Source organism: Streptomyces sp. AC555_RSS877 (assembly GCF_019049245.1).
Lineage (GTDB): Bacteria > Actinomycetota > Actinomycetes > Streptomycetales > Streptomycetaceae > Streptomyces.
The window spans coordinates 72,798-85,060 of the sequence record NZ_JAGMUK010000079.1 but is presented as its reverse complement, the minus strand read 5'-3'; the positions used below and the strand labels follow the sequence as shown (position 1 = coordinate 85,060).

The window sequence follows — 12,263 nt, the reverse complement described above, 5'->3', positions numbered from 1 at the left end:
CCAGAGGTAGAGCCGCGCACGCCCTGTACACGCCGACCGGCCGGCCGAGCACCAACGCCGTCCGCCTCGCTCGAGTGCGAGCACCAGCCGGATGGGTCCACCACAACCTCGATGGCGCGGAAGCCGGCTACCCAGCGGGTACTCGTCGACAAGAGGGGTCGTCGCTGATCAACCACCTAGGTGGCGCAGTGCTCGTTCGGCGGCATGTGCGCCGCACATTCCGTGTGCGCCGGGGCCAGGTGGGGTGGCCGCGGAGCACAGGTAGTGGCCGGGGACCCCGGTGTCGTAGGGCTGCAGGGTGGGGCGTGGGCCGAGTACGAGTTGGGGGATGTCCTTGGCGCCGGTCATGATGTTGCCACCGACGTAGTTGGGGTTGTACTCGGCAAAGCCGGGCGTGGTGCGTACCGCGGTGCCGATGATCCGGTCGCGGAAGCCGGGTGCGAATCGCTCGATCTGCGCGATGATCGCCGCGGTGGCGTCACCGGTGTAGCCGTTCGGGACATGGGCGTAGGACCACACGGGGTGGACGTCGCCGACGGACCGCGACGCGTCCGCCAGGTACTGCTGCCCGACCAGGACGAACGGTCTCTCGGGCATCCGTCCGGCATGGATGTCCCGCTCGGTGGCCGCGATCTCGGCGTACGTGCCGCCGACGTGCACGGTCCCGGCCCGCCGCGCCGCCTCGGCCCGCCACGGGACTCCGCCCTCGACCGCGAAATCGACCTTGAACGCGCCCGGTCCGTACCGGTAGCGCCGGTAGGCGCGGGCTATCCGTGGCGGCAGCAGTTCGCCGAGGATGTCGGCCAGGGCTGTGGGCGCCACGTCCCATACGGTCACGGCCGCGGGCGGAAGCTGGGCGAGCGACCGCACACGTATCCCCGTCTCGATCTTCCCCCCGAGGTCGAGCAGAAGTGCCGCCATGGCGTCGGTGATGCGGCGTGAGCCTCCCTCGGCGACCGCCCAGCCGTAGCGGTGACCCGCGGTGAGGATGCCCAGCCCGATGCTCGCGCTGAGCGGCCGCTCCAGTGGGCGGAAGGCGTGCGCGGCGACTCCGCCCCACAGCGCTCTGGCCTCTTCGGTCTTGAACGCCTTCGCCAGCAGCGACGCGGGGGCGAGTGCCGGTATGCCGAAGCGGGCGAGGCGGACAGGATGTCGGGGAAGGCGCATGAGCGGGCCCATGATGTCGTCAGCGATGGTGTCGTACGCCGCTGAGGGCCCCTCGAACAGTCGACGCCAGGCCCGTCCGTCGGCGCCGAGACCGGCGGCGGTCTCGGTCACCGAACGGTGCAGCACCCCGGCCGAGCCGCCGTCCAGCGGATGCACGCAGTCGATCTCCGGCCACGCCCACCGCAACCCGTAGTGGTCGAGGTTGAGCTCGTTCAGGAACGACGAGCCGACGGCCATGGGGTGGACGGCCGAGCAGTGGTCGTGCAGCAGACCCGGCACGAGCGCCTCACCGGAGCGGGTGCCGCCGCCGATCTGGTCGGCCGCCTCCAGCACCGTGACCCGTACGCCTGCCCTGGCCAGGGCGACGGCCGCGGCCAGACCGTTGGGTCCGGCGCCCACCACGGTCGCTGTGCTCATGTGGCTCTGCCTTTCCGGAAGGTGTTCTGTCCTTGCCCTACGGTGCCAGTCGCTCCGCGACCCGAGGGCCTGTCTCCGACGCCGTGGGCGTGTCTTCGCGGGCCAAGGTGACGTTCAGCGGAATCGGGCCGTTCGGCAGCCATGGTTGCTCCTTCACCGCGTCGGCGACCTTCCACGTACCCCGCTCGATCACTCCGAGGGCGGCGTCGATCACCTGGTAGCTCTGCGTCCCGCGGTGGATGGGCTGTGACTCGACCCAGACGACGATCCACTCTCCGGGAGCGAATCCGATCCGGGCCTGCACGGCGTTGATGAGGTCGATGTTGTGCAGATGGCCGTCGCCGAAGTTGAATCCGATCAGCGAGTTGCAGCCGAACTCCGCCTCGCGCACGGTCCGTCGGTCGAGATCGGGAAGATTCTTCAGCAGCACCGAGAACAGGCCGCGGCCCTGGCTGTGCATCGATCGCCAGGCGATCGTCTGCTGCATGGTGATCTCGGCGACGGCCGGCGGGTACCCCATCGCCTGGAGTTGGTCCACCTGGTTCTTCGTCGGGCGATGCGGCAGCGAGTTCAGCTTCTCCTCCGCGCCGGGCGCGAATGCCCACAGTGCGGAGGCCCAGTTGCCCGCGTACTGCCGCATCGAGGGCAGGAACGACACCAGGTCCGGGCGGAGGTTGCCGACGACCGGGAAGAACAGCAGTCCGGCGGCGATGGCGGTGGCCAGCCACGGCGAGGACATGTCGCTGACGCCGTAGCCGCCCGGGGCGGGGAATCCGAGGAACAGGAAGACCGAGAGGTACGCGAACAACAGGTTCCACTCCAGCGGCACCGCCAGCGGGAACGTGGAGACGATGAAGAAGTGGAAGACGACCATCAGCACCACCGCGGCGAGCGTGAGGCGGTGGTTCGCGGAGAACAGCAGCACCAGCGGGGTGACGATCTCCACGGTCGAACCGCCGACGTGCGCCACGAAGGTCGCGACCTTCGACGGGCGGATGTCGCGGGGGAAGTCGCGGTAGTGCAGCCGCTTGACCCACTTCGCCGGAACGCATGGACTGTTGGAGACCATCGGTGAGACCACGTTGGTGAAGTGCCGCCCGAACTTCGACACCCCGGCACCGACCCAGACCACGCAGATCAGCATCTTGGCCGCGATGATCATGTCGGTGAACGGCAGTACGGCGAAGAACAGCAACGCCGGCAGATACTGCTCACCCCGGGCGGCCAGGAAGATCGTCTTGTCCCGCAGGCCATTCAGCACATACAGGACGATCGGCACCACCAGCAGGGCCGGGCGCACCAGCCCGGAGGTGTTGTGCGGCAGCGCCTCGGTGAGCGAGGCGGTCGAAGTGCCGGGCATCAGGACGGCCAGCAGCAGGGACACCAGGAAGGCCAGGTAGAGGACGACGTCGCCCACCGTGCGGCGGTCCCCGCGCGTGAACGGCACCCGCTTCCACGGCCGCAGCCGGATGGTGCCCGGCCTGGCCCAGAACAGGATCCCGCCGGTCATCGGCTTGAACTTGCCGGCGATCGGGCCCCAGGAGCCCGCGACACCGACGACTTCCAGGAAGACCGTCCAAAGCACCAGCTTCTGGTAGACGACCGGTTCGTTCCACCAGTGCGTGACGTTCCAGAAGGGGCCTGTGCCCGAGGTCCAGGTCGCCAGGGCCGTACCGCCGAGGACATAGAGGACGAGGACCTTGACGGCATAGGTCGCCGGAATCATCTTCGGTGTGCCGAACCCGTATTCCACCCAGTGCAGGGACAGTGCTCTCAGCCGCTCCCTAAGCGGTTCCTCCAGAAAGGTCTCCTGTTCGACGGGGGGAAAGTCGCCCGTTTTGAAGCCCATTATTGTCACCTTTCCTGCCGATTTTCATTTCCTGTTTTCAGGTGCTTTCCGAGCGCGCCGGACCGCGGCCGCGAAAATGCTCGGGTGAATTAAGGGATGATTTCTACGAGTTCAGCGTCGATGTGCGGAGGCGCCGTTTGTCGATCTTTCCCACCGGATTCCTCGGCAGGGCATCGGTGACAGTGACCGCCACCGGCACCTTGATCCGGGCCAGCGAGCCGCGGCAGTGTTCGACGAGCTCGTCGGCGGTGACCGTCGCGCCTGGCAGGAGTACGACGTGCGCGACCGGGACCTCGCCCAGCGTCGGATCGGCTGCCCCGACCACTGCCGCCTCCAGCACCGCCGGGTGGGCGTGCAGGACGTTCTCGATCTCCTTGGGGTAGATGTTCTCCCCGCCCCGGATGATCATGTCCTTGATCCGGTCGACCAGGACGAGATAGCCGTCGGTGTCGAAGCGCCCGACGTCGCCGGTGTGCAGCCACCCGTCGATGACGGTCCGGGCGGTCTCTTCCGGCAGCCCGAGGTAGCCGCGCATGACGTTCGGGCCCCGGACGACGATCTCGCCCTCCGCCCCGGAGCCCAGCAGGTTGCGCTCGCCGTCCATCACCGCGACCGTCTGTCCGGGCAGTGGCAGCCCGACCGTGCCGGGCTTGCGCAGGCCGGCCGGGGGATTCAGCGTCGAGGCACAGGTGCCCTCGGAGAGTCCGTATCCCTCGACGATCGGCACTCCGTACCGCTGCTCGAACCGGGAAATCAGCTCTGCGGGCATCGGTGCCGCCCCGCAGATGACACGGCGCAGCGAGGAGGTGTCCGGCCGCACGTCGTCGGCCAGCGCCACCAGCATCGCGTAGATCGCCGGCACCGCGGAGAAATAGGTGGGCCGGGCGCGTTCGACCGAGGCGAAGAAGGTCGAGGCGCTGAAGCGGCCGGCGATCGTCGTGCGCCCGCCCGCCAGCAGCGGCGACAGCACGCTCACCACGATCCCGTTGACGTGGAACAGCGGCAGGACCAGGAGACTGTGGTCGCTGTCGTTCAGGCCGACACCGTCGATGATCATCCGGCACATCGCGGCGATGTTGGCATGGTCGAGCATCACGCCCTTCGGACGGCCTGTGGTCCCGCTCGTGTAGATGATCAAGGCGAGGGAGCCGGACGTCAGCGGGACCGCGTTAGCCGAGTCCGCGTCGCCCCCGGACTCCGTGTACGTCGCCTCGGACACGGAGAGCGTCCCGGCGGGGTGGGACGCGTTGTCGGTTATCACCGCTTTCGCTCCGGAATCCTCGATCTGGTGGCGTGCCTCAACCTCGGTGAGTCCCGGATTCACGGGTGTGACCGCGGCGCCGAGACGCCAGGCCGCAAACATGACGACGACGAGTTCCAGGCGATTCGGCAGAATCAGCGCCACTACGTCGCCCGCACCGATTCCTCGTGTGCGCAGAGCTGTCGTCGCGGTCCGCACGCGAGCAAGGAATTCCCGGTTGTTCAGCTGTTCATGATCGTCCGCAATGCAGGGTCCTGTGGGATTCCGGGTGGCCCTGGCATCCGGCAGTTCGGCGATGTGCTGCACGTTTCCTCACCATTGAGTCGCACCGTGACGGAGTTGGTGAGGAAAAGGTAGGAAGGGCACACCCGGTCGGCCATGGGCCCGCGTCCCAGCTCGCAAGCGCGGCTTTGTGCCGCCGTCACAAAGGCACGAGGTGATGGGTACTGGGCGGGCGGGGACGACGGGAAACATGGCGATGAGTCCTGTTGCGGACGCCAGCCATCCGGTTACCGTCAGCCATGAGCACCGACATGGACGGGACCGTGCGGGATGTCGCCAAGTACATCCAGGCCGATCTGGAGAGCCTCACCACCGAGATGACCTCGATGTTCGTCCACGTCATCCCCGAGTTCCGGCACGACGACGCGGTACGGCGGCTCATGGTCGCCAGCACCTCGTCGAACCTGGCGGCCATCCTCGACATGCTGAGGCTGAGCATCTCGCTCGACGACATCACCGTGCCCCCGGCCGCCGCCGAGTACGCACGCCGTTTCGCCCAGCACGACCTGTCGCTGGAGGCGCTGCTGCGGGCCTACCGCCTCGGTGAACACATGCTCGTACAGTGGGCCATGGCCTTTCTGCGCCGTCTGGAGCTTTCCACGGACGAGGCGCTGGCAACGACCAGCCGGATCGCGCTCCTGGTCAACAGCTACATCGACCAGGTCATCGAAGGCCTGATCGACATCTACGAGAACGAACGCAGACGGTGGGACACCCGCTCCGACGCCGCCCGCGCCGCCCAGGTCCGCGCCGTGCTCGACACGGAAGGGCTCGACCTCGTCTCGGCCGAGAACATGCTCTCGACATCGCTGCGCGGATGGCATCTGGCAGCCATCATCTGGGCCGAGCCCAGTGCACCCGCCCCGGCCGCGGCCCAACTCCGGGCAAGCGAGGCGATGCTCGGCGCAGCCACCGGCAAGGCCCCACTGACGATCTCCGCGGACGAACAGACATGCTGGGCGTGGATCTCCTCCGTCGGAAAGCCGGTCCTCGACGTCCACCGGCTCGAAGAGGAACTGGGCAGACACCCGGCGCTCCGCGTCGCCATCGGTGACCCGTCTCCCGGACTCGACGGATTCCGGCAGACGTTCCGTGACGCGCAGCGTGCCCGCAACGTCGCCGCCACCGGGGCCGCCCCCGGTCGTGCGCTCTTCCTTCATGCCCAGGTCGGGCTGGCCGGCCTCCTCGTCGACCACCTCACCGATGTCAGAGCCTGGGCCGGACGCGTGCTCGGTGACCTCATGCGCGACGACGAGGCCACGGTCCGGCTGCGCGAAACCGTGCAGGTCTTCCTCGACGCACGAGGCAGCTTCACCGACGCCGCCGCCAGGATGCACGTGCACAAGAACACCGTCCACTACCGCGTACGCAAGGCCGAGGAGATACTCGGCCACCCGCTCACCGAACACCGTCTGGACATCGAGGTGGCGCTACTGGCCTGCGCGCAGCTCGGGCTCAGGTACGTGCGGGGTGCGTAACCGCACGATCATCGGTCGGGTATCCGGATCAGGGGCGCGATCCAGCAACCCACGGCTATCCGACCGATGACACAGGACAGAGGTGATGGCGCGCGACGGCCCGCTCGACCGGCCGCCGACCGCGCCCGCGGCATCCGCCCCCTCGTCCGCCGCGCCCTGCGCCTGTCCGCTGCTTCTTCGACCGTCGCGCCCTCGACGCCGCCCTGGTGGACAGGGTCGTCCAACGCGGCGTATGCCGACGCGGCCGCGGCTCACCCGCGCCTGATCGATACTGCCATCGCCCTCGCGGGTCATGCCGGCACACTGCCCCCAGCTACTGGTCAGGGGATGCAGGGATGACCATCTGCGTTCTGCTCGTAGATGACCAGGCCCTGATCCGCACCAGCTTCCGCGTGCTCAATCGGCCCTCCTCAGGCCTTGTCAGTCTGTTCCTGTCCTTGCGGCCTCAACGCGGCCTCAATGAGGCCCGCCCAGGTGGGGCGCAGGTACGGGACGCTCATCGCGCCAGCTCGGAAAGGGGCTCCAACTCGTTCGCAGCGGATTCCCCTTCCTCAGCCCAGGGGCTTCGACCCGTTATTCGGGACGGAGCCTCGACGGCCCTCATAAAGGCTGGGACGTCTCCCCGGAGAGAGGCCGAGTACGTCACGTCCTCCCCGCCGGGGTCCGCAGGAGAGCCCGGGTCACCGCGTGGCCTGGAGCGGTGAAGACGGTTGCCGTGGGGCCGGACTCGACGATGCGACCCGCGTCGAGGACGGTGACCGTGTCGGTGCGGTCGGCGATGAGCGGGAGGTCGTGGCTGATGAGGACGAGGGCCGTGCCTCGCTCCTCTCGCAGCCGGACCAACAGGTCCATGATCGCCTCGGCGCTGGCGGAGTCCAGCGCCGAAGTGACCTCGTCGCAGATCAGGACGTCCGGATCGGCGGCGAGCGCCCGGGCGATGGCCACGCGCTGACGCTGTCCGCCGGACAGTTCGTGCGGATAGCGGTCGGCGAACTCGGGCGGCAGACCCATCTGCTCGAGCAACTCCACCACACGCGCGGCCACTTCGCCCGCCCCGCACCGGCGGTGCAGTCGCATCGGCCTGCCGACCGTGGCGCCGACCGTGCGGCTGGGATTGAGCGCACCGAGCGGGTTCTGTGTGACCAGCTGGACCCGGCGCCGCTGTTCGCGGCTCCGGCCGCGCGGGCCGGTGCTCAGCGTCACCCCGTCGAGGCTGATCGTGCCGGCGGTGACCGGCTGCAACCCGACCACGGCACGGGCCAGCGTGGTCTTGCCGGAGCCCGAGGCACCGACGATCCCGGTCGCCGAGCCGGGCGCGACGGCGAGGGCAACACCGTTCAGCGCGGGGGCGTCCGAGCGACGGCCGAAGGTGACACGGAGGTCGCGGACGTCGAGCACGGCTTCGATTGCGGCCGCGGGCGTTTGCCGCTCCGGCCTTTCCCCGGTCGTAGGGGTTGCGGCGGTCCCCCCTGTGTAGGTGCCGGTATAAGCGACGCCTCCGTACGGGCCGAGTTCCACCACCTCGTCCGCGATCCGCTCGACGAGTCCGGGGTCGTGGCAGGAGAGCGCGACGGCAAGGCGGTGCTCAGCGGCCAGGTGCCGTAGCAACTCCCCGATCTCTTCGCGGAGTTCGGGGTGCAGCCCGGCGGTGGGCTCGTCCAGGAGCAGGACCTTGGGGCGGCGGGCCAGGGCACGGGCGAGGGCCACTCGGCGCTGCTGTCCGCCGGACAGGGCGGCGGGGCGGCGGACGGCGAGGGAGCCGTCGTCCGGGAGCCGTACCTCGGCGAGAAGCGCCCGTATCGCCTTCGGGGTCCGGTCGTCGGCGAGTTCGCGGAGCAGGGAGCGGACGCGCATACGGGGGTTCAGTCCCGAGCCGGGGTCCTGGCCGACGTAGGCGAGCCGCTCGCGGCGCAGGGCGCGCAACTCCCGTTCGGGCAGGGCGAACACGTCGTGGCCGAGGACTTCGACCCGGCCGGCGGTGCGTCGTGTGCCGGGTGGCAGTAGTCCGGTGAGGGCCCGCAGCAGCGTGGTCTTGCCGGAGCCGGAGGGGCCGGTCAGAGCGACGACCCGTCCCGGGTGGAGGGCGAGTTCGGCGTCCTGGAGGACCACCCGGCCGTCGAGGGCGGCGACGGTGAGGCCGGAGACCTTGACTGCCGCTTCGGCAGGGGGAGTTGCGGTGCCGTCGGGGCCCGAGTTGTCGTCGTCCTTCCGGTACCGGTCGGGTACGTGGCTCACAGAACGGTCACCGCCTTCCGGCCGGTCTGCGGGGCGAGGGCCGCCGCGGCGAGGTTGACGCTGAGGGCGAGAAGGCCGATGGCGATGCTGGGGGCGACGACGGCCCAGGGGTTGAGGAGGATGCCGGAGGAGTTCTCGCGGATCATCAACGCCCAGTCGGCGGCCGGGGGTTGGGGTCCGACCTGGAGGAACCCGGCGGTGGCGACCAGGTAGACGGCGGCGACGAAGCGCAGGCCGAACAGGGCGAGGAGGGTGGCGCGCAGGTTGGGCAGGACCTCGCGCAGGACGAGGTGCCAGAGACGTTCGCCGCCGGCCGCGGCGGCCTCGACGTACCCGGAGGCGGCGACGGGTGCCGCCGCGCCGGCCGCGAGCCGCACCGCGTACGGCACGCCGAGCAGTACGGCGGCGCTGATGACGGCGAGCCGGCCGCCGTCCGGCCAGGAAAGGGTGACCAGGAGGATGCCCAGGACGGCGGGCAGCAGCATCAGCACGTCGGCGACCCGTTCCACCAGGCGCCCGACTCGCGGCCGCAGGGCACCGGTCGCACCGAGGACCGCCGCGCTGCCGGTGACGAGCACCGCGACCAGCAGCGAGGAGAGCACCAGCTCACGACCGCCGGCCAGCAGCCGCGTGAGGACGTCCCGGCCGAGCTGGTCGCCGCCGAGCACCGCGTCCGCGCCCGGTTCCCCGTACGGCGCGGTGACCGGCGCGTCGATGGCGTGCGGCGCCAGCCACGGTCCGGCAAGGGCGAGGCAGACGAGCAGCAGGGCGGGCAGAACACGTATGAGCGTGGCACGCGCCCGGGGGGTCATCGGCGGCCTCCGGCGTCGAGGGCTCCGGCGTTCGTCGGCAGCCGCTTGTATTTCATCGCCGTGCTCCCGCCGTCAGGTCGCGTACGAGGTCGGCCAGGAGCAGTACGCCGGTGATGACCGCGCCCGACAGGGCGGTCACACCCGCGATGACGGGGCTGTCGCGGTCGGTGACCGCGGAGGCGAGGACGGAGCCGATACCGGGGTAGTTGAAGATGGTCTCCACGACCACCGCGCCGCCGAGGAGCATGCCGGTGGAGGTGGCGAGGCCGGCGGTGATGGTGGGCAGGGCCCCGGGCAGCACGTGGTGGGTGAGGACGCGGTGGGGTGGAAGGCCGTCCAGTACGGCGGTCTCCACGTGCGGCGCGCGGGCCTCGTCGGCGAGGGCGGCGCGCACGATGCGTACGTTCCAGCCGGCCTGCGGGATGGTCAGAGCGAGCGCGGGCAGGACCAGCATCTCCCAGGAGGCGGGGGTTCCGTCGGCGTCGGCGATGGTCACGGCGGGCAGCCATCCTGTCCACAGCGACAGCACCAGGACCAGGGCCACGGCGACCACGAACTCCGGGAGGGCCAGCACGGCGGTGGCCGTGCCGGACACCGCCCGGTCGACCCGGCCGCCTGGCCGGAGCGCGGCCCAGCAGCCGAGGACGGTGGACAGCAGGGCGGTGAGCAGCAGGGCCAGGCCGCCCAGCAACAGCGTGTTCGGGAACGCGGTCGAGAGGAGGTCCGTGACTTTCTCTCCGCGTGCCGAAGTGCCCAGGTCCCCGGTGGGCAGGCCGCTCATCCAGTTCCAGAAGCGTTCCAGGACCGGCCGGTCCAGGCCGAGCAGCCGGCGCCGCTCCTCGGTGTCGGCGGCGCTCTCGCCGCGCTCGGAGGTGGCCGTCGCGGCGTCGCCCGGCAGCAGTTCGACCGTGCCGAAGACCAGCGCGAGGAGCACCGCGAGCAGTACCGCCCGCTTGAGGACGACGAGGCCGACCCGGGCGAGCAACCGGACGGGAGCGCGGGTCGGCCGGGCCCTCTCCACCACGGGAGGGGGCCCGGCCGGCGCGACTGTCTCAGGCGTCAACGGGCCAGCCACGCCTGTTCGAGCTGGACCCTGCCGTAACCGGGCAGCGTGGGCAGCCCGCGGACGGCGGACCCGGCGAGGTCGATGCCGTCGGCCATGCCCCACAGGAGATAGCCGGAGCTGTCGTACTCGATCTTCTGGAGTTCCTTCAGCAGCGCGGTGCGCTCGACCGCGGCGGCGGTGCCGATGGCCTTCTCGTACGCCGTGTCGAATGCCTCGCTCTTCCAGCCGGCCTCGTTCTGGCCGCTGTCGGAGACCATGGTCTTGCTGGCGAAGAAGACCACGGAGTCGTTGGTGCCCCAGTAGGTGGTGTACAGGTCGCCCTTGAGCCAGGTCTTGTCCCAAAAGGTCCCCGACTCCTGCTTGACGACCTTCACCTTCACCCCCGCCTCGCGGACCTGGGTGGCGAAGAGGGTGGCCGACTCGGCGAGGCCGGAGATGTCCTCGGTGGTGTACAGCTCGTACGTCTTGGAGGTGTCGAAGCCCGCCTCCTTCAGCAGTTCCTTGGCCCTGGCGAGGTCGCGGGTGCGCTGCGGGAGGCTCTTGTCGTAGGCCGGGTCGCCGGTGCCGAGGACGTCGTTGGCGACGGTGCCGTAGCCGGAGAGGACCTGCTTGACCATGGCCTCGCGGTCGACGGCCAGGCGCAGCGCCTCGCGGACCTTCACGTCGGCGAAGGGTCCGTCGGCGGTGCGCATGACGATGGGCATCGCCATGTCGTTGGGGCGGCGGACGGTCTGGATGTCCTTGCGGCCCTCGGCTGTACGGGCGGCGACGGCGCCGACGTTGGAAGCGACGTCGATCTGACCCGCGAGCAGGGCACTGGCCATGGCCTGCGGGCTCTCGAAGATCTTCACCTCAATGGCGTCGAGGTACACCTCGCCGCCGTACCAGTCCTCATTGCGGACGAGGCGGGCGTTGCCGCCGCGGAACCAGTCGAGCTTGAAGGGGCCGGTGCCGGGGGCCTTGGCGATGCCCTTGTCGGTGGTGCCCTTCGGTATGACGAAGGTGGTGAGGCGGGTCAGCAGGGGCAGTTCGGCGTTGGCGTAGTCGGAGACGAGGACGACGGTGTCGGTGCCCTCGGCGCTGATGTTTTTCTCCTGGATGCCCGGCAGCCGGGAGGCGCCGGCCGGCGTGGCGCGCAGGCGCTTGAGCGAGAAGACGACGTCTTCGGCGGTGACCGCTGAACCGTCGTGGAACTTCGCGCCCTTGGCGATCGTGAACCGCCACGTCTTCAGGTCGTCGGAGGCTTTCCAGCTCGCCGCGAGCCTCGGCTCGGTGTTGGGCTTGGTGCCGGGCACGGTGAGTGTGTCGTAGATCAGGCTGAGGATGAGGTAGTCGCTCTCGTTGGCCTGAGTGCCGTGGGGGTCACGGGTGATGGCGCCCGCGCGACCCAGTGCGCCGACCCGCAGCGTGCCGCCCTTGCGGGGCTTGGCCGAGTCGCCGGTGGCGGACCCGGTCGGCTCCTCGTCGCTGCCGCCCCCACAGGCGGTCAGCAGGGCGCCCGCGCCGAGGGCGCCGCCGACCCACAGCACGTGACGTCGCGTCAGCTCCACTTGTTCCTCGTTTTCCCGCAGTTGGCTGGATTGCTTAGCCTTACCTACCCTGTGTCGCGCCTGCACGACAAGACCGCGAACAGTGTGACATAGATCCTTCTTAGGTAAGCCTTCCCTATTTCCTATGGGCTGGCTATGTTTCCGAC

8 protein-coding genes are annotated in these 12,263 nt (G+C 69.8%); 1 reads left to right on the top strand and 7 read right to left on the bottom strand.

Going from position 1 to position 12,263, the window contains the following annotated elements; genetic code table 11:
- Positions 1-168 precede the first annotated feature (168 nt).
- From KUM49_RS32155 to KUM49_RS32145, 3 genes are all read right to left on the bottom strand, one after another.
- Entirely contained in the window at positions 169-1,584 is a 1,416-nt protein-coding gene (locus KUM49_RS32155) for an NAD(P)/FAD-dependent oxidoreductase (RefSeq protein WP_217240482.1), read from the bottom strand.
- A 37-nt stretch (positions 1,585-1,621) separates the two neighbouring features.
- Complete coding sequence (locus KUM49_RS32150) at positions 1,622-3,433, bottom strand: DUF3556 domain-containing protein (RefSeq protein WP_217240481.1); 1,812 nt, start codon at positions 3,431-3,433, stop codon at positions 1,622-1,624.
- A 103-nt stretch (positions 3,434-3,536) separates the two neighbouring features.
- Complete coding sequence (locus tag KUM49_RS32145; RefSeq protein ID WP_217240480.1) at positions 3,537-5,000, bottom strand: class I adenylate-forming enzyme family protein; 1,464 nt, start codon at positions 4,998-5,000, stop codon at positions 3,537-3,539.
- 215 nt (positions 5,001-5,215) lie between these two features.
- Here KUM49_RS32145 and KUM49_RS32140 point away from each other — a divergent pair, with 215 nt between their 5' ends.
- Positions 5,216-6,454, top strand: a complete 1,239-nt coding sequence (locus KUM49_RS32140) for a helix-turn-helix domain-containing protein (RefSeq protein ID WP_217240479.1) — start codon at positions 5,216-5,218, stop codon at positions 6,452-6,454.
- Between the two features lie 642 nt (positions 6,455-7,096).
- Here KUM49_RS32140 and KUM49_RS32135 read toward each other — a convergent pair.
- The 4 genes from KUM49_RS32135 to KUM49_RS32120 are packed head-to-tail and all read right to left on the bottom strand — an operon-like array spanning position 7,097 to position 12,117.
- Positions 7,097-8,689 (bottom strand): ATP-binding cassette domain-containing protein, encoded by a 1,593-nt coding sequence (locus KUM49_RS32135; protein WP_308406841.1) that lies wholly within the window; start codon positions 8,687-8,689, stop codon positions 7,097-7,099.
- Positions 8,686-9,501 carry an ABC transporter permease gene (locus KUM49_RS32130; protein WP_217240478.1) on the bottom strand — a complete coding sequence of 272 codons (816 nt, stop codon included), beginning with the start codon at positions 9,499-9,501 and terminating at the stop codon, positions 8,686-8,688. Before KUM49_RS32130 ends, KUM49_RS32135 begins: the two co-directional genes overlap by 4 nt.
- A gap of 52 nt (positions 9,502-9,553) precedes the next feature.
- Positions 9,554-10,522 (bottom strand): ABC transporter permease, encoded by a 969-nt coding sequence (locus tag KUM49_RS32125; protein ID WP_308406840.1) that lies wholly within the window; start codon positions 10,520-10,522, stop codon positions 9,554-9,556.
- 38 nt (positions 10,523-10,560) lie between these two features.
- Entirely contained in the window at positions 10,561-12,117 is a 1,557-nt protein-coding gene (locus KUM49_RS32120) for an ABC transporter substrate-binding protein (RefSeq protein ID WP_217240476.1), read from the bottom strand.
- Between the last annotated feature and the right edge of the window lie 146 nt (positions 12,118-12,263).